At 71.4% G+C, this 22,261-nt stretch carries 21 protein-coding genes; 8 read left to right on the top strand and 13 right to left on the bottom strand.

What is annotated here, in order from left to right:
- Positions 1-92 precede the first annotated feature (92 nt).
- Positions 93-1,475 carry a phosphoribosyltransferase family protein gene (locus ACFY12_RS18705; protein ID WP_390716912.1) on the bottom strand — a complete coding sequence of 461 codons (1,383 nt, stop codon included), beginning with the start codon at positions 1,473-1,475 and terminating at the stop codon, positions 93-95.
- 158 nt (positions 1,476-1,633) lie between these two features.
- On the opposite strand from ACFY12_RS18705, the gene ACFY12_RS18700 reads away from it, so the two are divergent.
- Positions 1,634-2,488 carry an HAD-IIA family hydrolase gene (locus ACFY12_RS18700; RefSeq protein ID WP_390716911.1) on the top strand — a complete coding sequence of 285 codons (855 nt, stop codon included), beginning with the start codon at positions 1,634-1,636 and terminating at the stop codon, positions 2,486-2,488.
- 89 nt (positions 2,489-2,577) lie between these two features.
- On the opposite strand, the gene ACFY12_RS18695 is transcribed toward ACFY12_RS18700, so the two are convergent.
- Entirely contained in the window at positions 2,578-3,297 is a 720-nt protein-coding gene (locus ACFY12_RS18695) for a histone deacetylase (RefSeq protein ID WP_390716910.1), read from the bottom strand.
- Between the two features lie 184 nt (positions 3,298-3,481).
- Here ACFY12_RS18695 and ACFY12_RS18690 point away from each other — a divergent pair, with 184 nt between their 5' ends.
- The 3 genes from ACFY12_RS18690 to ACFY12_RS18680 all read left to right on the top strand — a co-directional run bounded on the left by ACFY12_RS18690 (position 3,482) and on the right by ACFY12_RS18680 (position 6,167).
- Positions 3,482-5,170, top strand: coding sequence for an ATP-dependent DNA ligase (locus tag ACFY12_RS18690; RefSeq protein WP_390716909.1), 1,689 nt, complete (start codon positions 3,482-3,484; stop codon positions 5,168-5,170).
- 2 nt (positions 5,171-5,172) lie between these two features.
- Positions 5,173-5,646 carry an NUDIX domain-containing protein gene (locus tag ACFY12_RS18685; protein WP_390716908.1) on the top strand — a complete coding sequence of 158 codons (474 nt, stop codon included), beginning with the start codon at positions 5,173-5,175 and terminating at the stop codon, positions 5,644-5,646.
- A gap of 113 nt (positions 5,647-5,759) precedes the next feature.
- Entirely contained in the window at positions 5,760-6,167 is a 408-nt protein-coding gene (locus tag ACFY12_RS18680; RefSeq protein ID WP_390716907.1) for an STAS domain-containing protein, read from the top strand.
- Between the two features lie 170 nt (positions 6,168-6,337).
- On the opposite strand, the gene ACFY12_RS18675 is transcribed toward ACFY12_RS18680, so the two are convergent.
- The gene (locus ACFY12_RS18675; protein ID WP_390716906.1) at positions 6,338-7,090 is read right to left on the bottom strand and encodes a hypothetical protein; all 753 of its coding nucleotides are present in this window, start codon (positions 7,088-7,090) and stop codon (positions 6,338-6,340) included.
- Positions 7,091-7,092: 2 nt separating this feature from the next.
- Positions 7,093-7,806 (bottom strand): RNA polymerase sigma factor, encoded by a 714-nt coding sequence (locus tag ACFY12_RS18670; RefSeq protein WP_390716905.1) that lies wholly within the window; start codon positions 7,804-7,806, stop codon positions 7,093-7,095.
- A gap of 462 nt (positions 7,807-8,268) precedes the next feature.
- Here ACFY12_RS18670 and ACFY12_RS18665 point away from each other — a divergent pair, with 462 nt between their 5' ends.
- Complete coding sequence (locus tag ACFY12_RS18665; RefSeq protein ID WP_390716904.1) at positions 8,269-9,246, top strand: SAM-dependent methyltransferase; 978 nt, start codon at positions 8,269-8,271, stop codon at positions 9,244-9,246.
- A 94-nt stretch (positions 9,247-9,340) separates the two neighbouring features.
- On the opposite strand, the gene ACFY12_RS18660 is transcribed toward ACFY12_RS18665, so the two are convergent.
- The 7 genes from ACFY12_RS18660 to ACFY12_RS18630 all read right to left on the bottom strand — a co-directional run bounded on the left by ACFY12_RS18660 (position 9,341) and on the right by ACFY12_RS18630 (position 16,497).
- Positions 9,341-9,757, bottom strand: coding sequence for a PTS-dependent dihydroxyacetone kinase phosphotransferase subunit DhaM (locus ACFY12_RS18660; RefSeq protein WP_390717306.1), 417 nt, complete (start codon positions 9,755-9,757; stop codon positions 9,341-9,343).
- 26 nt (positions 9,758-9,783) lie between these two features.
- Positions 9,784-10,380: a dihydroxyacetone kinase subunit DhaL gene (gene dhaL, locus ACFY12_RS18655; RefSeq protein WP_390717305.1), complete on the bottom strand. Its 597-nt coding sequence runs from the start codon at positions 10,378-10,380 to the stop codon at positions 9,784-9,786.
- Positions 10,381-10,505: 125 nt separating this feature from the next.
- Positions 10,506-11,498 carry a dihydroxyacetone kinase subunit DhaK gene (gene dhaK / locus ACFY12_RS18650; RefSeq protein ID WP_390716903.1) on the bottom strand — a complete coding sequence of 331 codons (993 nt, stop codon included), beginning with the start codon at positions 11,496-11,498 and terminating at the stop codon, positions 10,506-10,508.
- On the bottom strand, positions 11,425-11,790 hold the full coding sequence (locus ACFY12_RS18645) for a hypothetical protein (protein ID WP_390716902.1): 366 nt from the start codon (positions 11,788-11,790) through the stop codon (positions 11,425-11,427). Before ACFY12_RS18645 ends, dhaK begins: the two co-directional genes overlap by 74 nt.
- 390 nt (positions 11,791-12,180) lie before the next feature.
- Positions 12,181-13,227, bottom strand: a complete 1,047-nt coding sequence (locus tag ACFY12_RS18640; protein WP_390716901.1) for a hypothetical protein — start codon at positions 13,225-13,227, stop codon at positions 12,181-12,183.
- A 109-nt stretch (positions 13,228-13,336) separates the two neighbouring features.
- The gene (locus ACFY12_RS18635) at positions 13,337-15,139 is read right to left on the bottom strand and encodes a M48 family metallopeptidase (protein WP_390716900.1); all 1,803 of its coding nucleotides are present in this window, start codon (positions 15,137-15,139) and stop codon (positions 13,337-13,339) included.
- Positions 15,140-15,267: 128 nt separating this feature from the next.
- The gene (locus ACFY12_RS18630; protein ID WP_390716899.1) at positions 15,268-16,497 is read right to left on the bottom strand and encodes an MFS transporter; all 1,230 of its coding nucleotides are present in this window, start codon (positions 16,495-16,497) and stop codon (positions 15,268-15,270) included.
- A 270-nt stretch (positions 16,498-16,767) separates the two neighbouring features.
- On the opposite strand from ACFY12_RS18630, the gene ACFY12_RS18625 reads away from it, so the two are divergent.
- Positions 16,768-17,574: a DeoR/GlpR family DNA-binding transcription regulator gene (locus tag ACFY12_RS18625; RefSeq protein WP_390716898.1), complete on the top strand. Its 807-nt coding sequence runs from the start codon at positions 16,768-16,770 to the stop codon at positions 17,572-17,574.
- A gap of 74 nt (positions 17,575-17,648) precedes the next feature.
- On the opposite strand, the gene ACFY12_RS18620 is transcribed toward ACFY12_RS18625, so the two are convergent.
- Complete coding sequence (locus ACFY12_RS18620; RefSeq protein WP_390716897.1) at positions 17,649-17,873, bottom strand: hypothetical protein; 225 nt, start codon at positions 17,871-17,873, stop codon at positions 17,649-17,651.
- Positions 17,874-18,044: 171 nt separating this feature from the next.
- On the opposite strand from ACFY12_RS18620, the gene ACFY12_RS18615 reads away from it, so the two are divergent.
- Positions 18,045-18,293, top strand: coding sequence for a hypothetical protein (locus tag ACFY12_RS18615; protein WP_390716896.1), 249 nt, complete (start codon positions 18,045-18,047; stop codon positions 18,291-18,293).
- 134 nt (positions 18,294-18,427) lie between these two features.
- A complete protein-coding gene (locus ACFY12_RS18610) occupies positions 18,428-19,882 on the top strand; it encodes a glyceraldehyde-3-phosphate dehydrogenase (RefSeq protein WP_390716895.1) in 1,455 nt (484 codons plus the stop codon).
- Positions 19,883-19,943: 61 nt separating this feature from the next.
- Here ACFY12_RS18610 and kdpB read toward each other — a convergent pair whose 3' ends face one another.
- Positions 19,944-22,127 carry a potassium-transporting ATPase subunit KdpB gene (gene kdpB, locus ACFY12_RS18605; protein ID WP_390716894.1) on the bottom strand — a complete coding sequence of 728 codons (2,184 nt, stop codon included), beginning with the start codon at positions 22,125-22,127 and terminating at the stop codon, positions 19,944-19,946.
- Between the last annotated feature and the right edge of the window lie 134 nt (positions 22,128-22,261).

Genomic DNA, 22,261 nt, shown 5'->3' with positions numbered 1-22,261 from the left:
TCTGACGGATCACAGATCACCGATCACAGATCACCGATCACGGATTACAGATCACGGATCACAGATCACGGGTCACGGATCTCCTCGGCGCCCTAGCCGACCAGATGCCCGAGGAACCAGTCCCTGGCCAGGTCGGCCACCTGGGCGAGGGCCCCGTGTTCCTCGAAGAGGTGGGTGGCGCCGGGAATGATTTCGAGCTGCGTCTCGCAGCGCAGCGCCTCCTTGGCCTCGCGGTTGAGGTCGAGGACCAAGGGGTCGTTGCCGCCGACGATGAGCAGCGTCGGCGCGCGCACACCGGGCAGCAGTGGGCCGGCGAGGTCGGGGCGGCCGCCGCGTGAGACCACGGCGCCGATGTCCGCGTTGGGCGCCGCGGCGGCCCGGAGCGCCGCCGCGGCCCCGGTGCTCGCGCCGAAGTAACCGATCGGGACGGAGACCCGGCCGCGCAACCATGTGGTGGCGTCGGTCAGCCGTCCGGCGAGCGTTTCGATGTCGAAGACGTTCGCCCGGTTGGCCTCCTCCGCCGGGGTGAGCAGATCGAAGAGCAGCGTGCCCAGCCCCGCCCGGTTCAGGGCGGCGGCCACCAGCCGGTTCCGCGGACTGCGGCGGCTGCTGCCGGAGCCGTGCGCGAACATCACCACGGCCTTGGCGCCGGACGGCAGCTCGAGGTCCCCGATGAGCCGGACCCCGGCGGCGTCGATCGCCACTTCTTCCGTCACGTCTTCCGTCATGCCTTCCGCCATGCCCTCCGTCGTGTCGGCATCGGCCGCATCCGTATGCGGAGCAGCGGGAGCAAGCGGACCCGTGAGCGTGTCCGTGTCCGTGTCCGTTCCGGTGTCCGTCCCGCTCGCGGCCCGCTCCAGCAGGGAGATGACCTCGTCGTCGGGGGTCTGGGAGAAGTCCCGGTACCACTCGCCCACGGCGGAGAACCCGAACGGCGTGGAGAGGCAGACGAATTCATCGGCCTGGGCGCGGAGCCGTTCGGCCGCATCCGGTGGCGCCACCGGCACGGCCAGCACCACTCGGGCCGCGCCCTGCGCCCGTACCACCTCGCACGCGGCGGCCGCGGTGGCGCCGGTGGCGATCCCGTCGTCCACCACGATCGCGGTCCGTCCGGTGAGGGGCAGTCGGGTCCGCCCGGCGCGGAACCGGTGGGCCTGACGGGCGAGTTCGGCCGCCTCGGCCTGCTCCACGGAGTCCAGATCGTCCTGGTCGAGTCGGCCACGACGGACGATGTCGTCGCTGATCACCCGTACGCCGCCCTCGCCGATGGCGCCGAACCCCAGCTCGCGCTGGTAGGGGACCCCCAGTTTGCGGACCACGATCACATCGAGCGGTGCGTGGAGTGCGCGGGCCACTTGGAAGGCCACCGGGACCCCGCCCCGGGGCAGGCCCAGAACGACCGGATTCTCCCCCTCCAGGTGCCGGAGCGCTTCGGCGAGGCGCTGCCCCGCATCAACGCGGTCGGTGAACAGCACAGTACGCACCCCCTACCCAGGGGAGACGGTAGCCACGTCCACACCTCACTTCGACGAAACCCCAGATGCCCACGGTCCGCAAGTCGGGCCGCGGGCGGCGGTGCCGGGGACGGGAGCGCGGATCGCACGGCCGGCGGGTCGGTGGTTACCGTCGGCGTATGGAAGGAATCGGAGCGGTGCTGATCGATATCGACGGTGTGCTCACGGTGTCCTGGAAGGCGCTGCCCGGCACGGTCGAGGCCATGCGACGGCTGCGTGCCGCGGGTCTCCCCTTGGCGCTGGTCACCAACACCACCTCGCGGACCCGCGCGGTGATCGCCGGTCGACTGGCCGGCGAGGGGTTTCCGGTCGGCCCCGACGACATTCTCACCGCCCCCGCCGTCACCGCGGCCTACCTGCGGGAACACCATCCGGACGCATGCTGTCTGCTGATCAGCAGCGGTGATGTCCGTGACGATCTGGAGGGTGTGCGGATCGTGGGCACCGCGGACGCCACCGATCCCACGGAAACCGCCGGTGCGGGGGCGGGCGGGGACGGGGGCGGGGACGGGGACGCGAAACAGGCGGCGCCGGACGTGGTGGTCCTCGGCGGCGCGGGCGAAGAGTTCGGCTACCCCGCGCTCAACGCCGCCTTCCGGCATCTGCAGCGCGGTGCCCGGCTGATCGCCATGCACCGGAACCTGTACTGGCGCACCGCGGGCGGGCTCGACCTCGACACCGGCGCGTTCCTGCTCGGGCTGGAGCGGGCGGCCCGGGTCGAGGCGGTGGTCACCGGCAAACCCGCCGCGACGTTCTTCGCCACCGCGCTGGCCCACCTCGGCGCCGATCCCTCGGAGACGCTGATGGTGGGTGACGACATCGAGTCCGACGTACTGGCGGCCCAGCGGTGCGGGATCACGGGGGTGCTCGTCAAGACCGGCAAGTATCTGCCGGAGACGCACCGGGCGGCCGACGGCACCCCGGACCACGTCCTCGACTCCTTCGCCGATCTGCCCGCCCTGCTCGCACGGTGATCCCGCACCGCGCTCACGTCCGAGGCCGAAGTCTGTATCGGGAGTGAGGCCTGTATCGGAAGTCCCGCCGTCCGCCCGGAGTGCGGTGTTCAGGCCTCACCCGCGGTACCGACCAGCGCCGCGATCCGCGCCGCCGTCCAGTGGCCACGGGCTCCCGGGCAGTCCGCCAGGTACGCGGCGGCCCGGTGCGGGCTCCATCCGTGCGCCGCGACGATGCCGGCCGCGATGTGCCGCAGGTAGGCCGCGGCGGGCGGATTGAGGCCCACGGTGCCGTCCGTGCTGCTCCAGGGGGCCGTGAAGGTCAGCACCGGGTGGCCGTCCAGCAGCCCGGTGCACACCAGGGTTTCGTAACAGCCCGGGCCGAGCCGGGCCCGGCCGTGCGCGAGGACCTCCGCGAGGTCGAGGTCCTCGCCCGGGGCGCGGTACATCTCCTGGGCCGCGATGTCGGAGAACTGAGAGAGCGTCAGGAGGTAGGCGTGGGCCGGGATTTCGCACGGCTCCGTGGCGCCGGGCCGCCCGCGGCCGGGGTCGTAGAAGGCCCGGCCGCCGGTCCAGATCTGCGACTCGGTGGCGAAGTAGAGCAGCCCGGGCAGCATGACCGGGACGGTATGGGCCGGGGGACTGGCGTCCCGGCAGCCGGGGCAGTCGCGTCGCCCGCCGCCGGGCCGCCCGCCGGCGAGGTAGCAGGCCAGCCGGTCCGGATCCATGTTGGAGCCGTACGCGGCGTACCAGAGCCGGCCGGTGCGGCCGGGCCCATGGGCGGCTTCGGGAGAGCCGGGCAGCGCTTCGAGGCGTCGGGGCCTGGTCACATGCCCACGTTACGCGGCGGGAGGCCTGGTCACATGCCCACGTTGCGCAGCAGGAGGCCCTGGTGGGTGACCCCACATGCCCACGTTGCGCAGCAGGAGGCCCTGGTGGGTGACCCCACATGCCCACGTCGCGCGGCGGCCGGGCGCGGCTGCGACGGCGCCGCCACGGGGGCACCATGGCACTGTGCTGCTGGCCGATCTCGCACACGTCTCGGGCGCGGTCGCCGCGACGCCGTCGCGTTCGCGGAAGATCGCGCTGCTGGCCGGCCTGTTCCGGGCCGCCACGCCCGAGGACGCCCCCGTGGTCATCCCGTATCTGGCCGGGCGGCTGCCCCAGGGACGGATCGGGGTCGGCTGGAGCGTGCTGCGCGAGCCGGTGCCGGCGGCGGACCGCGCCACCCTGACCGTAGGCGACGTGGATGCCGCGCTGACCGGCCTGGCGCGGGTCTCGGGGGCCGGGGCGCAGGGGGAGCGGCGTCGGCGGGTGCGGGAACTGCTGGCCGCGGCGACCGGGGAGGAGCAGCGGTTCCTGGCCGGACTGCTGACCGGTGAGGTGCGGCAGGGCGCGCTGGACGCCCTCGCCGTCGAGGGGCTCGCCGCGGCGGCCGAGGTGCCCGCCGCGGACATCCGGCGGGCGGTGATGCTGGCGGGATCGCTCCAGGACGTGGCACGGGCGCTGCTCGCCGACGGCCCGCCGGCGCTCGCGGAGTTCCGGCTCACCGTCGGCCGGCCCGTCGGGCCGATGCTGGCGCACACCGCCGCCTCGGTGGCCGAGGCCATCGACAAGCTGGGCGCGTGCGTGGTGGAGGAGAAGCTCGACGGCATCCGCATCCAGGTGCACCGCGACGGCGCGGACGTACGGATCCACACCCGGACGCTGGACGAGGTCACCAGCCGGCTCCCCGAGGTGACCGCGCTCGCCCGGGACCTGCCGGCGGCCCGCTTCATCCTGGACGGTGAGGTGATCGCCCTGGACGACGCGGGCCGGCCGGCGCCGTTCCAGCGGGTCGCGGGCCGCTTCGGCTCACGGGTCGACGTCTCCGCCGCGCGGGCCGCGCTGCCGCTGTCCCCGGTCTTCTTCGACGCGCTCTACGTCGACGGCCGCGAGCTGCTGGAACTGCCCGGTGCGGAGCGGCACTTGGAGCTGGTGCGGCTGGTCCCGGAGCATCTGCGGGTGCGCCGCTGCGTGGTCGGGGATCCGGCGGACGCCGGTGCCCGCGCGGCCGCCGAGGAGTTCTGGCAGCGGACCCTGCGCCGGGGCCACGAGGGTGTGGTGATCAAGGCACTGGACGCCCCGTACAGCGCGGGCCGCCGGGGCGCCGCATGGCTGAAGGTGAAGCCGGTGCACACGCTCGACCTGGTGGTGCTCGCGGCCGAGTGGGGGCACGGCCGGCGCACCGGGAAGCTGTCCAACCTCCACCTGGGCGCGCGGGGGCCGGACGGCGGATTCGTCATGCTGGGCAAGACCTTCAAGGGGCTCACCGACGCCACTCTCGGCTGGCAGACCGCGCGGCTCCAGCAGCTCGCGGTGGTGGACGACGGCCATGTGGTGACGGTGCGTCCGGAACTCGTCGTGGAGATCGCCTACGACGGACTGCAGACCTCGTCGCGCTATCCGGCGGGGGTGACCCTGCGCTTCGCCCGCGTGGTCCGCTACCGGGAGGACAAGACGGCGGCGGAGGCGGATTCGGTGGAGACGGTGCTTGCCGCGCACGATGTGGGCGGGGAAGCGCACGGGTCCGGGGGAGCGGCCCGGCGGACGGGTGGGGGAAAGACTGGGCGGACGGGTGGGGGAAAGACCGGGCGGACGGGTGGGGGAGAGACCGGGCGGACGGGTGGGGGAGAGACCGGGCGGACGGGTGCGGGAGCGTAGCCATGGCGGGCAGGCGCAGTGCCGGGCTGTTGCTGTACCGGCGCGGCGCGCACGGCGTCGAAGTGCTGCTTGCCCACATGGGCGGGCCGCTGTGGGCCGGGCGGGACACGGCTGCCTGGTCCGTGCCCAAGGGCGAGTACGTACCGCCGGAGGAGGCGTGGGACGCGGCGCTGCGGGAGTTCGAGGAGGAGCTGGGCCTCCCGCCGCCCGAGGGGCCGTACCTGCCCCTGGGGGAGGCCCGTCAGCCGAGCCGCAAGGTGGTGACGGTCTGGGCGGTGGAGAGCGATCTCGATCCGGAGCGGATCGTGCCCGGCGGGTTCGAGATGGAGTGGCCCCGGGGGTCGGGCGAGATCCGCAGCTTCCCCGAGGTGGACCGGGTGGCGTGGTTCTCGCCGGAGGAGGCCGGGGAGCGCCTGGTCCGGGGGCAGCGGGTCTTCCTGGAGCGGCTGGCGGACCGGCTCCCGTCCCAGGGCTGAGGCGGCGAGGCGGCGGTCATGGGCGGTTACGGACAGTTACGGGCGAGCCGTCGTCCCGCGGTGAGCGGCCGCCCTCGGTGATGCTCACAGCCGTGGCGCTTAGGCTGGACGCCATGAGCTCGGACAAGCGGTCGTTGGCCGTCACTGCGATCGCGGAGGCGGAGGAGTGCGCGGTACTGCGCGTCAGCGGGGAACTGGACCTCCGTACCGAGCAGGCCTTCCTCGCCGAGGCCCGGTCGGTGGTCTCGGCCGGCCACCGCTTCCTCGTGCTCGATCTGACCGCCCTGCGCTTCTGTGACTCCCGGGGGCTGAGCTGCCTGCTCGCCCTGGAGTGGCTGTGCCGTCGGCTGGAGGGCCGCCTGCTGCTGGCGTCGCTCGGCGTACGGATGCTGCGACTGCTCGTCGGCACCCAGTCCCTCGGCGTCTTCTCCTGCTTCCCGACGGTCGGCCATGCACTGGCCGCCGTCCCGGACGGCAGCCGCCCGGCGTGGCCGCCCACGTCAGAGGGCACGTCCGTGTGAACACGACGCCGCATCCGGCCGACGGCCGCTGACGGCTACGAGCCGGACGGCCGCCGACGGCCAGGAGGCCTATGGGGGCCACGAGAGCTACGAGAGCCGGGACGGCCGCACCTCACCGTCACCACATCCGCGACCCCCGGTACGCGCGCGTCAACGGCCCGTCGGACGCCTCAGGTGGCCCGGCCCAGGTCCTGGACGAGGGTCGGGGACGGGTGGGGGATCTCGCCGAAATCCTCGTCGTCGCCGTCCACGACGAGCTGGTTGATCACCTTCTCCAGGGCGGTCGGCAGGGTCGGCGCGAGCCCGCTGTGCCACTGGACGAGCAGATTGTGCCGGGCCGCGTCCGGCAGCAGGTGCTTGTCGTCGAAGGCCGCCGCGGCCGGGCGCTCCTCGTCGGGCGCGTGCGCGGCCTGCCGGCGCCAGTAGGCCGCGTCGCGGTACTCGCCGTCGCGGCGGTGGGAGAGGTAGAGGCAGTACGCGGCCGTACGGCTGCCCGCGCCGGCGCCGAAGTGCCACCAGAACTGTGCCGCGTCACCGCGCCCCGCGATATGCAGCAGACAGGCGAAGACCAGCGCGCCCTCGGGGTCGATGTGGTGGTCGTTGACCAGCCGCTCGAGGCTGGACGCGGCCGCCGCGGCGTTGACGACCAGCGCACAGGCCAGCTGGAGTTCGTGGGTGGCCTCGTCCCGGGCGCTGGGATAGGCGCTGGGAGCGCCGAGGCCGGCATGGGCCGGCAGCACCGCCGTCCGGGGACCGTCCCCGGCCTTCGCCCCCGGCCGGCCGGGGACGCCGAGGGCGCCGAGCGCCCCGGCGTCGTCGAGGTCACGGAAGTCGGCCAGACCGCCGATCCCGGACACCGCGGCGGCCGCGCTCAGCAGTGTCTCGACGGTCTCCCGGCGGTCGGCCGGACGGTGCTGCGACATGGTCAGTTCCCCCTGGTGTTGCCCTGATCGCCGGTGTTTCCCTGATGGACATCGCTGGCGTTTCCCTGGTCGATTCCGAGCGCCGCGGCGAGCTTGCGCTTGCCGCGGCTCGCATAGGAGCGGACGGTGACCTCGTCCACGCCGAGCAGCGCCCCGATCTGCGCGTCGCTGTAGCCGATGACATGCCGCAGCACGATCACATCGCACTGCCGCTCCGGCAGCCGGGCGATGGCCGCGTAAAGCCCCAACTGGCTCTCCAGCATGGCGAATTGCTGCTGGCACTCGCGCAGCAGGGCGTGGGTGACGACGGCGAACGCGGCGGTCTCGGTGAGCGCGGTGGGCTTCTGGTGGTCGTAGAGCCACTCGACGACACTCTCCTTGAGGACCGACCAGGCGTACGCGTCCACCGACGCCTGCCGCAGAGCATGGGACCACAGCCGGCCGAGCCGCTCGTAGGCGCCCAGCGTGACCTCACGGGCCGCGGGCTCGCTCCCCGTGTGCAGATAGGCGTACGTCAGCCACTTGCGGGCGTGGGTCGCCAGGAACGCCTCGAAGGTGAGGGACAGCTGTCGGTCGGAGGGGACCGGCGCGAGAACCGGTGGTGGGCTGGGGCCACCTCCCAGGGGCAGTGGGGGCAGGGCGAGCGCGGCTAACTCCGCGGTGCGGACGTGCGCGGGGGCGCACGCCGGTAGCAGTCGGTCGTGGTCTGCGCTCACGAGCCGTCCTCGTTCCGTTCGACGTGCACCGCTGGCGGGGCGCCGGCGCGCCGGCGGCAGCGGGAGGACGGTTTGCCCTCACTATCCAATGAACAGGAAAACGGAGCCGTATGTGGCACGGGGGGCGCAAAAATCTTTCGCTGCGTATTCATACGACTACCTGTGATAATGGCATGTGACGAACCGTGACATCTTCCCGGTCCGCTGTCACGCCCCTTGTCGGCCATGCGCCCGGCGCGATCCGAGGCCTACCGGCCAGTGGGCGAGCGGCCCGGTACCGGGAGGCGTGTGGTGGGCGCAAGGGGGCGCACGCTATTGAGGGTGCGCCCCCTTTCTTCTGCCGGATTACACCAGGGCGGGGCAGGCATGCCTTACTGGGGGAGTGGCGCGCGGTACCGGGAAGCGGAGTGCCGTACGTCCCGTACCGAGGCGTGCCGTACGTACCGGGGGAGGCAGCGGACGATGAGCGAGGACGAGCTCACGCACGAGGACGAGCTCACGCACGAGGACGAGCTCACGCACGAGGACGAGCTCACGCACGAGGACGTGCACGGGCGCGAGGACGACGTGCACAAGCGCGAGGAGGTGCACGGGCGCGACGACGGGTACCCGGGCGAGGACGGATACCCGTGTGCGCCCGTGGTGGACCTACAGCTGGACCGGGCCCACTCGTCCCGGATCTACGACTACTTCCTGGGCGGCAAGACCAACTTCCTCGCCGACCGGGTGGCCGCCGCCGGCGTGCAGCGTGTCTTCCCCGCCGCACAGGTCGCCGCCCGCATCAACCGCGCGTTCATGCACCGCGCCACCCGATTCCTCGCCGAGGCCGGCCTGCGGCAGTTCCTCGACATCGGCACCGGCATCCCCACCCAGCCGAACCTCCACGACATCGCCCAGGGCATCACCCCCGATGCCCGGGTCGTCTACACCGACAACGACCCGATCGTCCTCGCGCACGCCGCCGCCCTCCTGCGCGGCACCCCCGAGGGCCGTACCGCCTACGTCCAGGCCGACGTCACCGAACCCGAGGGCATCCTCACCGCGCCCCAGCTCCTCGACACCCTCGACCTGAGCCGTCCGGTCGCCCTCAGCCTCAACGCCCTGATGCACTTCGTCACCGACGACGGCGAGGACCGCGCCCACGCGATCGTCGAGATCCTCAAGGCCGCTCTCCCCAGTGGTTCCACCCTGGCCATGACCCATGCGACAGCGGATTTCGCCCCCGTGGCGATGCGGCAGATCAGCCGGATCTACGCCGACGCCGGTACCGTGCTCCAATTCCGCCCCCGTGCCGCGTTTCTTCGCTTCTTCGACGGCTGGGAACTGCTCGAACCCGGCGTCACCCTCTCCCACCAGTGGCGCCCCGACCGTCCCGAGGACGCCACCCACGTCGTCGACGCGGAGGCCTCCTGCTACGCGGCGGTCGCACGCAAGCCCTGAGCGGGGCCCGGCGGCCCGGGGGGAGGGCCCGCCACACCACCGGGCCACCAGGAGGTCACTCCTCGCGCCAGAGGCCGCTTCCTCCGGCGGAAGGTCACTCCTTCCGGTAGCCGTACGCCTCCCCGGCCGCCGCCGCGACCGCGTCCAGGTCCGCCCCCGCCGAGGCGGTGACCACCGCGGCCACCGCGCCCTCCACGAACGGCGCGTCCACCAGCCGTGCACCCTCGGGGAGTTCATCCCCCTCCGCGATCAGGGCCTTCACGGTCAGCACCGCGCTGCCCAGATCGACGAGGACCGCCACCCCCGCGCCCCGGTCCACGCTCCGCGCCGCCTCGATGATCAGTTCCGCGCTCGTGCCGAGCCCGCCGTCCTGCGTACCACCCGCGGCAGCCACCGGTGCCTCGGCGCCGCCCCCGGCCAGCCCGACGGCCAGCGCCGCCACGGACTCGGCGACCGGCCCGCTGTGCGACACCAGCACCACCCCCACCGGCCCTCGCTCGCTCCCCGTCATCTCCGCCCTCTCCGGCATCCCCGCACTCACGCGGCCACCTCCGCGAGCGTCGCGAACAGCAGCGCCGACGACGTCGCCCCCGGATCCTGGTGGCCGATGCTGCGCTCACCCAGGTAACTCGCCCTGCCCTTCCTGGCCTGCATCGGTACGGTCGCCAGCGCGCCCTCTCCGGCCGCCTCGGCCGCCGCCGCGAAGGACGTCTCCAGCGCCGCCACCCCCGGCACCAGCGCATCGAGCATCGTCTTGTCGCCCGGCGCCGACCCGCCGAGCTGCGCCACCGCGTCCACCCCGGCGCCCAGCCCCGTCCGCAGCTCCGCCACGGACACCTGCGGCGCTTCGCCCAGCGCCTTGCCGGCCCGGCGCAGCAGCGTCCCGTACAGCGGACCGGACGCGCCGCCCACACTGGAGATCAACTGCCGCCCCGCCGCCACCAGTACGGCACCCGGCGTGGCCGGCGGTTCCGCCTCCAGCATCTTCCGCACGGCCGTGAAACCGCGCTGCATGTTCCTGCCGTGATCGGCGTCCCCGATGGGGGAGTCCAGCTCGGTGAGCCGGTCGGCCTCCCGGTCGATGACGGTGGCGGCCGCCGCCATCCACCGCACGAAGAACGCGGCATCCAGCACTGCTTCGGACACGGACTTACTCCCCTTCAGTTCCTTCGGTGACTCGTGACGTTCGTTCGGTGACTCGTGGCGTTCGTTCGATGATTCCTGGTGTTCGTTCGGCGCCGGGTGTGCTGGTGCGCCGCTCACCGTCCCCAGCGGAGCGCCGGCGTCTGCACCGGCGCGTCCCAGAGCCGCAGCAGCTCCCCGTCGACCTGACACAGCGTCACCGAGCAGCCCGCCATGTCCAGTGACGTCACATAGTTCCCGACGAGCGTACGGGCCACGTCCACCCCGCGCTCGTCCAGCATCCGGCGCACCTCGGCGTTGAACCCGTACAGCTCCAGCAGCGGAGTGGCCCCCATACCGTTGACCAGCACCAGGACCGGCAGCTGTGGCCGCAGATCCTCCAGAATCGCGTCCACCGCGAAGTCCGCGATCTCGTGCGAGGTCATCATCGCGCGCCGCTCCCGCCCCGGCTCGCCGTGGATCCCCACACCCAACTCCAGCTCACCCGGCGGCAGATCGAACGTCGGGCTGCCCTTTGCCGGCGTGGTGCAGGCGCCCAGCGCCACCCCGAAGCTCCGCGAGGAGTCGACGACCTGCCGGGCCACCGCCGCCACCCGGTCCAGCGGCATCCCCTCCTCCGCCGCCGCCCCGGCGATCTTCTCCACGAACAGCGTCGCCCCAGTGCCGCGCCGCCCTGCCGTGAACGTCGAGTCGGTCACCGCCACATCATCATTGACCAGCACGCTGGCGACCTGCACTCCTTCGTCCTCCGCCAGCTCCGCCGCCATCTGGAAATTGAGCACGTCCCCCGTGTAGTTCTTCACCACGAACAACACGCCGCCACCGCTGTCCACGGCCGCCGCCGCCCGCACCATCTGATCCGGCACCGGCGAGGTGAACACCTCCCCGGGACACGCCGCATCCAGCATCCCCGGCCCGACGAACCCCCCGTGCAGCGGCTCATGCCCACTTCCGCCCCCGGACACCAGCGCCACCTTGTCCGCCACCGGCGCGTCCCGCCGTACGATCACCCGGTTCTCGGCATCCACCACCAACTCAGGGTGTGCCGCGGCCATCCCCCGCAGCGCGTCCCCGACGACCGTCTCGGCGACGTTGATCAGCATCTTCACGGGTACCTCCTGGGGCGGGTGAACCGGGGCTTCTTGCACCGGTCAGTTCGTCGGCCGCCAACGCCACCCACAAGGACAGGCCCGCGAGGGGAAGTTCGATGACGAAGGCGGTGATCAAGGCGACGAGAATGCCTCCGGCTTCTCCGCCGGGTGTGGTCATCACGTCGAACCAGGCGTCGACCACCAGCATGGTCGTGACCGCCACCGCCGCGAGGTTCACATGCCGGTGACGGCGGTGGGCGAGCACCGCGGTGAGGAGAATGAGCGCTGACAGGGCGATGTCGAAGCCCACCCACGGCGCGTCGTACGTAGCCAAGGTGGCTCGCCGGGGCAGCGTCACGGCTAGGTACAGAGTCCAGGGGATGAGCGCCAGGCCGAGGGCGGTGAAGAGGGGAACGACCCACCGTGGTGTGGGGCGGATCCGCCGTACCCCTCTCACCTCGGATTTCCTCACCTCGGATTTCCGAACCGCTCTCACACGCGCACCTTCGCACTTCCCTGTACCGCTGTACCCCTGTAGCGCAGTACCGCTGTACCCCTGTACCGTTTTCAGGCGCCGCCGGCAGCGGCAAACCGGTAGGAGCGTCAGGCTCGCCGGTCCGCTGCGCGTCGACGACCCTCGTCGCTGCCCCACAGCTTAGGTCTTATGACGCCTTGGGCCGATGCAAGGTTGCTGGTTCCGTCAGCCGGCGCGCAGGGCACCCTTGAGGGCGTTGTCCCGGACGTGGCAGTAGAACTTCGCCGGGTGGTTGTAGTAGCGCCACGGCACGGCATTCACCGAGCCGTCCACCTGCCGGAACTGCTCCATGGCCTCCTGGTAGCGCTCCGCCTTGGTCAGGCAGTACGCCAGCAGGTGCCTGACCTCCGGCAGCCTCGGATGGTCCGGCCGCGCCGCCGCGACATCCGCCAGCGCGGCGTCGATCAGTCCGGTCATCTCGGGCCAGCCGTACGCCGCCTCCGGCGCCTCGTCGTCGTTCTCCTCGTACCAGTTGAGCAGCGGAAACATCGTCAGCAGGTTGCCGAGCGGGGCCGTCGTCGCGGCCTGCAGGGCGAAGTCGCGGGCGAGCTCGGTGGATCCGCGCCACTTCGGCAGCCAGTACTGGAGCGCGTACCAGTGAGCCTCGTAGTGGTACGGAGCGCGGGCGGTGACCTCGGCCCACAGCTCGTGCAGCGCCTCGTGAGACGAGCCCAGGCCCATGTACAGAGGGATCTGCAGGAGGTACGGGGTCGGGTCACCCGGAAGTGCCAGGGCCTGGGCCCGGGCGAAGTCCTCCCGGGCCTCGTTCAGTACGCGGTGGAAGCCCGCGAACTGCTCGGCGGTGGTGTCCTTGGCCCAGCCCCCGCCACGGATCTCCCAGGCCAGCGATACTTTCGCGTCCGCCTGGACCACGGCCGCGTCCGGGTCGTCAGGGTGTGCGGCCTGCCAGGCGCGCAGCCAGGTGTCGTCGTCGGCCGCCCGGCTCGACACGATGCCGACGAGGTAGGAGCGGCGCTCCCAGTCCGTGCCCGCGGCGGCGAGGGCCTGTGCGGCAGGCTCCCACTCGCCTCGGGCGAGCGCCGCCGACACGGCTTCCGCCTCGGGGTCCGGGAAGGCCCGGTCCGCGTTCTGCCGCTCCGGCGGCAGCAGGTCCGCACCGGCTTCGGCGGCGAGCTTCGCCGTACGCCTTCTGGAGCGCAGCCAGAAGATGACGGTGATGGCGAGGATGGTCAGGGGGAGGATTCCGTGCACGGGTTTCTGTGATCCCATCAGGTCTGTGGGGGTTCTCGGGGTTCTCGGGGGTCTTGCGGTTCTTGGGTGTCTTGCGGTTCTCGGGATTCCTGGGCTCGGTGCCGCGGGGTCAGACGGGGTGCCGGTCCGGGAACGCGGTGGCATGGGGCGGGTGGGCGAGAAGCGTGCGGAGCGGGCCCGTGTCCGGTTCGGCCGCGGTAGTCGCCCGGACCGCCGCCGTCACCGCCTCCTCGACGTCTTCGGCCCCCGGCAGCAGCAGTCGCGCCCGCTCGGACCAGGACAGCGCCCAGCGCGCCCCGGCCCTCTCCACCAGCGCCAGCTCCGCCAGCCGGTCCATCCCCGACTCCAGCGCCGGCCGCAGGAACTCCCGGGCCGCCCGGCCGCTCGCCCGCGCCGCCTCCAGCGACTTGGGCAGATGGTCCGCGATCAGCCACAGCCGCCCCTCGTCGGCGGCGTCCAGCAGGGCCGTCAGGTCCGCCGAAGCGCTGGACGGAGCGCCGGCAGCAGCGCCGACAGCAGCGCCGGGCGAAGCGCTGGATGGCGACGCCCCTGCAGCCGTACCCGCCGGTGTCCCCGCCGGTGTCCCCGCCGGTGTCTCCGTCGGTATCCCCGCCGGAATCCGCGCCGGAATCCGCGCCGAAGTGCCTGCCGACGCCAGCGCCGTCCGCAGTGGCTCCGCGGCCGACTCCGCCAGCGCGTGCATCGCCCGGTGCGTCAGCTCCGGCCAGTCCACCCGTTCCCAGTCCCGTGCCTCCGGTGTGAGGACGGCGGCCTCCAGCTCCGTCAGCACCTGCTCGGCGTCGCACAGCAGCACCAGCGCCGGCCGCGACGAGGGCGCCGCGAGGCCGTCGTCCGGCAGTGCCTCGACCAGCCGGACCCGCTCGGCCACCGGAGGGTGCGAGTCGTACGGGGATGCCTCGCCCGGCGGCAGCTCGTCGCGCATCTCCGCCAGGCCGGAGCGCCGCTCCGGGTCGGTGAGCAGATGCCGTAGCCCGCCGAAGAGCTCGCCGCGCGGCGGGAGGAGGCCGACCTGGACGCCCAGCATGGCGTATCGGGCCAGGTAGAAGTCGTGTGCGGCGTCGAGGACCGCGGTCTCCCGCAGGGCCGAAGCGGTGGCGTCCCGGCCCGCGACGGCGGCCGCCACCCGGTCGGCGGCGAGTTCCTGCTGTCGGCCCACACTGTGCGTGGCCCGCAGATAGAACCGCGCGTACGCCTGGAACGGCTTGCCCATCACCCGGTAACCGAACCCGGCACCACGGGTGTTCACCTTCCTGCTCCTGGGCCGCTTCCCCTTGCCCACCGCCTTCGCGGCCGCCTTCTCCTGCCGGGACCGCGCCTTGTCGATCCGGTGCCGCTCCCGCTCCCGGAACGCCTCCACGGTCCGTATCACACAGTCGCGGCCGCGCAGAGTGATACCGGCGAGGCGGGTATCGGCGTTGCCGTAGTGGCCGAGCTCATGGACGATGACGGACCGCAGCTGAGGTTCGGTCAGGCCGATCAGCAGCGGCACACCGAGGTACAGGCGGCGCCTGCCGGGCAACAGGCCCAGCAGGCGGGAGTCCTCGGAAACGGCCGCGTTCACCTCGCCGATCAGGACGATCTCGTCGGGGGCCCGGGTGCCGGACCGCTCGGCCAGCGAGCGAACGGTGCGCCACAGTTCGGGCTGCTCGTCCTCGGTGACCGGTAGTCCCGCCGCCCCACCCCGCTCGGATGCGCCGAGCGTGCAGACGCCTCGCAGGAGAGGGAAGCCCAGCAGGGCGACGACCACGCTCACCTTGAGTGCGACCGCGAGCGACGCCCAGACCCAGGCCGCGACGGCAGCGCCGACAAGGACGCCGAGCACGGTGAGGACGAGCAGATAGAAGCCGGCCAGCAGGACCAGTGCGCGCAGCGCGCGCAGAGATGTGCCCACAGGGCAGAGTCCCCCCACATACAGGAAAAAATCGTGCAGGGGGATCATATGTGCGACTCGGGCGATGGTCAGGGCTATTTTCGCCGGAGGCTGAGCATGGTGAAGGGAACAGCGATCAGGTGCTCACCTCACCTCGCCTCACCGTCAGCGGACGGCGCTTCGGCCGGTGGCGACGCGGGAACGGCGGAGTCGGCATCCGAGGTACTTCTGCTGAGCCACAGGCTCAGCAGTACGCAGATCATCGCCAGGCCGAACAGCAGAAGGGGAACCGACTGGACGCCGAAGCTCTCGATGGCGGTACCGAGCGGCGGTGGGAAGGCGACCCCGCCGATCATCGAAGCGGCGATCACATAGGCACCGGCTCCCGAAAGGGTGGGGACGGCGCGGTTGAGCCACGGCAGGCAGGTGGGGAAGATCGGAGCGATGGCCAGGCCCACGCCGAGGTACGCGTACGGGGCCGCCGCCGGCACCGTGGCCAGCAGGAGGGAAGCCGCCATGCCCAGGCAGCAGACGATGACGATCGCCGGTGCCGGAAAGCGCAGGGTCAGTGGAACGGCGAGGAACCGGCCCACGGTCATCGCCAGCCAGTAGGCGGAGGTCGCGGTGGCCGCGGCCGTGGCCCCGTAGCCGAAAGTTTCCAGGTGAGTGGGTTCCCACCCGCCCACGCCGGTCTCGATCGCGACGTGGAACACGTAGATGCCGATGAACGCCGCGACGACGGGCAGGACTTGGGACCGTCCAGGAGACCGGTCCGCCTGCTTTTCGGGGCTCGGCTCCTTCTGCGCCACACCGCCCAGTGTCACCAGCAGGAGGACCGAGATGACGGCCGTGATGCCGAAGATCCAGGGGTAGTTCTCGGCACCGAGCCGGCCCGCCAGCGCGGGTCCGGCCACTGCTCCGATGCCGAAGTGAGCGTGCAACAGGTTCAGCATCGCGGTACTGCGGTGCCCGAAGCCCACGGAGAAGAGCTGGTTGAGCCCGTAGTCGATGCCTCCGAATCCGAGGCCGATGACGAACGCCGCAGCGAGGGACAGCGGCCATGCCGGCGACAGGGCGAAGCCCAGGGCGCCGAGCGCCATGAGGACGTAGGAGCCACCGAGCAACTGCCGGTTCCCCGCCGTGCCGCGTAACCGGTGGAAGAGCAGGACGCCCAGCAGTGCTCCGGCGAAGTGGGCGCTGAGCCCCAGCCCCGCCACGGCCGGGGTGATCCCGAACTCGGTACGCAGAGCCGGAATCGCCGGCCCGTACAGCGCCTGAAGAGCGCCGATCACCACGAATCCCGCGCAGGACGCGACCACGGCGGGGCGCGTGAACATCGCTGGTGTGCTGGTTTGTGGCGGGAGGGTTTTGGCGGACATGGCCATCGATGTCCTCCTGAGGAGACATGAGGGGATGGGGCATAAGGGGACGCGGGAAAAGGGGATGAGGGAGATGGGGATGAGGGAAATGGGGGGGGGAAGCAGGGGTTGGTTGACGTAGGGCGGGGGATGCGCACGGCGCGCGTGAGTCGGCGTCAGCGAGCAACCCGCCCATCGGTGAAGTGCACATCATGTGCGTGCGATTACACACTCAAGATGGGAGATTGTCTATCGGGATTGCCGAGGGGTGGCCGTGAAACCCCATGAGCCATGGAGGCGGAACTCGCAGTCGTGGTGTTTGTGTGCTACATCAGCGGGATGAACGTTGCCGAGCGTCACCGATTCATCCTGTCCCTCCTCGCGGAGCGCAACCGGGCCTCAGTGGCCGAACTCGCCCGCTCCACAAAGGCGTCGGAGATGACGATCCGTCGGGACCTGGAGCTGCTGGAGTCGAGGGGGGCGCTGCGGCGTGTGCACGGCGGGGCGGTCAGCGCGCTGCTCAGCGGTGTGGAGCCGCCGTACGCCGTGCGGGCCATGGTCGGCGGTGAGGGCAAGGCAAAGCTGGCCGACGTGGTGGTGGGGCTGCTCAGTGACGGGGAGACCGTGGCCCTGGACACGGGGACGACCGCGGTGGCCATCGCCAAGGCGATGACGGGCCGCCGGCTGACGGTCACTCCGCTGTCGCTGCACGCGACGATCCCGTTGGCCGACAGTGAAGGGATCCGACTGCTCCTCCCGGGCGGGCAAGTCCGGCCGGGCGAGCTGTCGTTCTACGGCCAGACAGCGCTCCGCACCTTCGAGGATCTGCGCTACGACACCTTCATCCTCGGGTGCTGCGGTATCGACGCGGCGAACGGGGCCACCGCGTACAACCTCGATGACGTTCATGTGAAGCGGGTGGCCGCACAGTCGGCACGTCGCATCATCCTGGTGGCGACCGCCGAGAAGCTGGGGCGGGTGGCGCTCGGCCGGATCTGTTCCGTCGACCAGCTCGACCTGGTGGTGACGGATGCGCGGCAGGGCACTCCGGCGGTCGAGGAGCTGCGCGCCGCGGGCGTGGACATCATCCATGCCTGATCATCCATGCCTGATGATCGATGACGCCCGCCTACCGCCTACGCCCTACCCCCACCGCCGGCCGCTCTTCCCCCTCACCCCTCCGGCGGTATTCGCCGTGGGTCCTCCGCATCGGGGCACTCGGTGTTCGGGCAGTGGCCGGCGATGATCACCATGGGTGTCGTGCCGGTGCCCGGGCGTTCCCGTCCGGTGAACAACAGGGGCGTACCGCAGCGATCACAGGTGACGGGCTTGCCGTCGCGCCGCTTGGTCGCAGCCGTGAGGATCCGGTTGACGTGATCACCGTCATGACTGCTCATGTGCTCACCGTAGCCGGGTTCGGGTGACGGCGGGGCCTCCTTGGCCCGTCAGCGGCGGGCGAAGGAGGCCTGGGATCCAGGGTGGTGCGGGCGCGGACCGCCCAACTCCAGGTCGGCGCGCGCACTGTGGAGATCGCGCGCACCATGGAGGGGAGGGGAGGGAGAGCCGAGATGAGTGCCGAGCCGATCCCCGACGTGTCGATCCCCGACGTGTCGATCCCCGATGCGTCGATCCCCGACGGGCCGGGGCACGTACCCAGCGAGCCGGAACCCGTGCCGCGCGATCCCGGTCCGATCGTGCCGGCCCCGGAGGAGCCCGGGCCGCTGGAGCCACCGGGGCCGGCGGAACCCCCGGGACCCCGGGAGCCGCCGGATACGGAGCCGGAAGAGCCCCCGGTGCCGGAGGAGCCACCTGACTGACCTCCCTGACCTCGACCGACCGACCGACCGGCCGCGGCGCAGGCTCCGCGTCCTCGTCGATGACACCGTCCGAGGGAGCGAAAACGTGGCGGGTTAGCATGTGAGCGCTGCCTAGCTCGAAAGAGAAGAAGCCTGTGACTGTCAACGAGGACACGTTCGCCAATTGGAAGAACCGCGAGGAGATCGCGGAATCGATGATCCCGATCATCGGGAAGCTGCACCGTGAGCGGGACGTGACCGTCCTGCTGCACAGCCGCTCCTTGGTGAACAAGTCGGTGGTCAGCATCCTGAAGACCCACCGGTTCGCCCGGCAGATCGCCGGGGAGGAGCTCTCGGTCACCGAGACGCTGCCCTTCCTGCAGGCGCTGACCACGCTCGACCTCGGTCCTTCCCAGATCGACATCGGCATGCTCGCCGCGACGTACAAGGCCGATGACCGCGGTCTGCCGGTGGCGGAGTTCACCGCCGAGGCCGTCGCCGGCGCGACGGGTGCCAACAAGATCGAGTGCCGTGCGTCCCGTGACGTCGTCCTCTACGGGTTCGGCCGCATCGGCCGCCTCGTCGCCCGCCTGCTCATAGAGAAGGCCGGCTCCGGCAACGGCCTGCGGCTGCGCGCCATCGTCGTGCGCGGGGGCGGCGGCCGGGCTGCCGAGGATCTCGTCAAGCGCGCCTCGTTGCTGCGCCGTGACTCCATCCACGGCCAGTTCCAGGGCACGATCACCGTCGACGAGGCGAACAGCGCGATCATCGCCAACGGCAACGAGATCAAGGTGATCTACGCCAACGACCCGGCGGAGGTCGATTACACGGCGTACGGGATCAAGGACGCCATCCTCATCGACAACACCGGCAAGTGGCGCGACCGCGAGGGCCTGTCGCAGCACCTGCGGCCCGGTATCGACAAGGTTGTCCTGACCGCGCCCGGTAAGGGCGATGTGCCCAACATCGTCCACGGCGTCAACCACGACATGCTCAAGCCGGACGAGCAGATCCTGTCCTGTGCGTCCTGCACCACCAACGCGATCGTCCCGCCGCTGAAGGCGATGGCGGACGAGTACGGGGTCCTGCGCGGCCACGTGGAGACGGTCCACTCGTTCACCAACGACCAGAACCTGCTGGACAATTACCACAAGTCCGACCGCCGTGGCCGCTCGGCGCCGCTCAACATGGTCATCACCGAGACCGGTGCCGCCTCCGCCGTCGCGAAGGCGCTCCCCGACCTCAAGGCGAAGATCACCGGAAGTTCGATCCGCGTCCCGGTGCCGGACGTCTCGATCGCGATCCTCAACCTGCAGCTCGCGCGCGAGACCACCCGCGAGGAGGTCGTCGAGTACCTCCGTGACGTGTCGCTGACCTCGCCGCTCAGGCGCCAGATCGACTTCACCAGCGCCCCCGACGCGGTCTCGAACGACTTCATCGGCTCGCGCCACGCCTCGATCGTCGACGCCGGCGCCACCAAGGTGGAGGGCGACAACGCCATCCTCTACCTCTGGTACGACAACGAGTTCGGCTACTCCTGCCAGGTCATCCGCGTCGTCCAGTACGTCTCCGGGGTGGAGTACCCGACCTACCCGGCCCCGGCGGTCTGACGGCCGATCGCCCGCCCGAACCGGCCGACCGCCCGGCGCAGCACGCCGGGCGGTCGGCCGTTCAGCCGAGGCCCGGGATCTGGGAGACCAGCAGGTCGATGAGTTTGATGCCGACGAAGGGGGCGATCAGGCCGCCGAGGCCGTAGCGGGTGAGGTTGCGGCGGAGGAGATCGTGGGCGGAGGACGGGGTGTAGCGGACACCGCGGAGGGCCAGCGGGATCAGCGCGACGATGATGAGCGCGTTGAAGATGATCGCGGAGGTGATGGCGGAGGTCGGGCTGTGCAAGCCCATGATGTTCAGGGCCGCCAGGCCGGGATAGGCGCCGGCGAACATCGCCGGGATGATGGCGAAGTACTTGGCGACGTCGTTGGTGATGGAGAACGTCGTCAACGCGCCCCGGGTGATGAGGAGTTGCTTGCCGATCTCCACGATCTCGATGAGTTTGGTGGGGTTGGAGTCGAGGTCGACCATGTTCCCGGCCTCCTTTGCGGCGGAGGTGCCGGTGTTCATGGCGACGCCGACGTCCGCCTGGGCGAGGGCGGGGGCGTCGTTGGTGCCGTCACCGGTCATCGCGACGAGCTTGCCGCCCTCCTGTTCCTGGGCGATCAGGGCGAGTTTGTCCTCGGGAGTGGCCTCGGCGAGGTAGTCGTCCACACCGGCTTCCTGGGCGATGGCCTTGGCCGTGAGCGGGTTGTCACCCGTGATCATGACGGTTCTGATGCCCATCCGGCGCAGCTCGGCGAAGCGTTCACGGATACCGTCCTTGACGATGTCCTTGAGGTGGATGACGCCCAGCACCCGTGGCCCGTACCGGTCGTGCACCGCGACCAGCAGCGGGGTCCCGCCGGAGGCCGCGATCGTGTCGGTGAACATCCGGGCCTCGGGCGGTACGTGGCCGCCGCGGCCGGCCACCCACTCGATGACCTGCGCCGCCGCGCCCTTGCGGATCGCGCACCCGGTGTTGTCCGCCCAGTGCAGATCGACGCCGCTCATCCGGGACTGCGCGCTGAAGTCGACGTACTCGGCGTGCCGCAGCTCCCCTTCGGCGGGTGCGCGCAGCCCGAATGTCTGCTTGGCCAGGACGACGACGGAACGGCCCTCGGGCGTCTCGTCGGCGAGTGAGGAGAGCTGGGCGGCGTCCGCGAGCTGTAGTTCGTCGATGCCGGGCATCGGGACGAAGGCGACCGCCGCACGGTTGCCGAGGGTGATGGTGCCGGTCTTGTCGAGCAGGAGGGTGTTGATGTCGCCGGCGGCCTCGACCGCGCGGCCCGACATGGCCAGGACGTTGCGCTGGACCAGGCGGTCCATCCCCGCGATGCCGATCGCCGAGAGCAGCGCGCCGATCGTGGTGGGGATGAGCGTGACGAGGAGAGCGACCAGGACCGCCGTCTGCTGGGCGGCGCCGGCGTACGAGGCCATCGGCTGCACGGTGATGACGACCAGGACGAAGACGATGGTGAGCGCGGCGAGCAGGATGTGCAGCGCGATCTCGTTCGGGGTCCGCTGCCGGGTCGCGCCCTCGACCAGGGCGATCATCCGGTCCAGGAAGGACTGCCCGGGACGCGAGGTGATCCGGACGACCAGGCGGTCCGACAGCACCGTGGTGCCGCCGGTGACGCCGGAGCGGTCGCCGCCCGATTCGCGGATGACGGGCGCGGACTCACCGGTGACGGCCGATTCGTCGACCGCCGCCACCCCCTCGACCACTTCGCCGTCCGCGGGGATCACCTCGCCGGCCTCGACCACCACGAAGTCGAACACCTGAAGGTCGGCGGCGGCGACGGTCTCGGTGCGGGCGCCGGTGAGGTCGAGGCCGACCCGCCAGTTGTCCCGCAGCCGACGTGCGGTGATGTCCGTACGGGCCTTGCGCAGCGATGCGGCCTGGGCCTTGCCGCGGCCCTCGGCGACCGCCTCGGCGAGGTTGGCGAAGATCACCGTCAGCCAGAGCCAGCCGCTGATCACCCAGGTGAACACGGACGGGTTGAGCAGTGCGGAGAGCGTGGTGAGCAGCGATCCGCAGGCCACGACGAACAGCACCGGGTTGGTGGCCAGCGCCCGCGGGTGCAGTTTGCGCAGCGCCTCGGGGAGCGACGTGAGCAGCACTTTCGGGTCGAAGAGCCCGCTCGGCTTCCGCCGTCGCCGGTCACCGGGTGCCGGGCCGCCAGGGGGAGCGGCGGCAGTCGGCCCGGTCACCGGTGTCGCCGGTGTCGTCGTTGCCGTCGGGGCGTGGGGGGCGGGAGCCATGCGGAGACCTTCTGCGAGACCTTCTGGGCGTGCGGCCTGCTGCCTGCGGCGGACGGCCGGGTGACCTTGGGGGTGAGGGACGAAGAATGAGGGACGGGAATGGGGGATGGGACGGCGATGAGGGGAGGGGGAGG

The sequence above is a fragment of the Streptomyces sp. NPDC001339 genome (assembly GCF_042895955.1).
GTDB lineage: Bacteria > Actinomycetota > Actinomycetes > Streptomycetales > Streptomycetaceae > Streptomyces.
This window is presented reverse-complemented; position numbering and strand designations above follow the sequence as displayed.

Coding starts and splice junctions, on each gene's coding strand:
- ACFY12_RS18615 (WP_390716896.1), top strand. CDS start 18,045: ATGAGTGCCGAGCCGATCCCCGACGTGTCGATCCCCGACGTGTCGATC.
- ACFY12_RS18675 (WP_390716906.1), bottom strand. CDS start 7,090: ATGTCGCAGCACCGTCCGGCCGACCGCCGGGAGACCGTCGAGACACTG.
- ACFY12_RS18700 (WP_390716911.1), top strand. CDS start 1,634: ATGGAAGGAATCGGAGCGGTGCTGATCGATATCGACGGTGTGCTCACG.
- ACFY12_RS18625 (WP_390716898.1), top strand. CDS start 16,768: ATGGAGGCGGAACTCGCAGTCGTGGTGTTTGTGTGCTACATCAGCGGG.
- kdpB (WP_390716894.1), bottom strand. CDS start 22,127: ATGGCTCCCGCCCCCCACGCCCCGACGGCAACGACGACACCGGCGACA.
- ACFY12_RS18630 (WP_390716899.1), bottom strand. CDS start 16,497: ATGTCCGCCAAAACCCTCCCGCCACAAACCAGCACACCAGCGATGTTC.
- ACFY12_RS18680 (WP_390716907.1), top strand. CDS start 5,760: ATGAGCTCGGACAAGCGGTCGTTGGCCGTCACTGCGATCGCGGAGGCG.
- ACFY12_RS18660 (WP_390717306.1), bottom strand. CDS start 9,757: ATGACGGGGAGCGAGCGAGGGCCGGTGGGGGTGGTGCTGGTGTCGCAC.
- ACFY12_RS18620 (WP_390716897.1), bottom strand. CDS start 17,873: ATGAGCAGTCATGACGGTGATCACGTCAACCGGATCCTCACGGCTGCG.
- ACFY12_RS18685 (WP_390716908.1), top strand. CDS start 5,173: ATGGCGGGCAGGCGCAGTGCCGGGCTGTTGCTGTACCGGCGCGGCGCG.
- ACFY12_RS18665 (WP_390716904.1), top strand. CDS start 8,269: ATGAGCGAGGACGAGCTCACGCACGAGGACGAGCTCACGCACGAGGAC.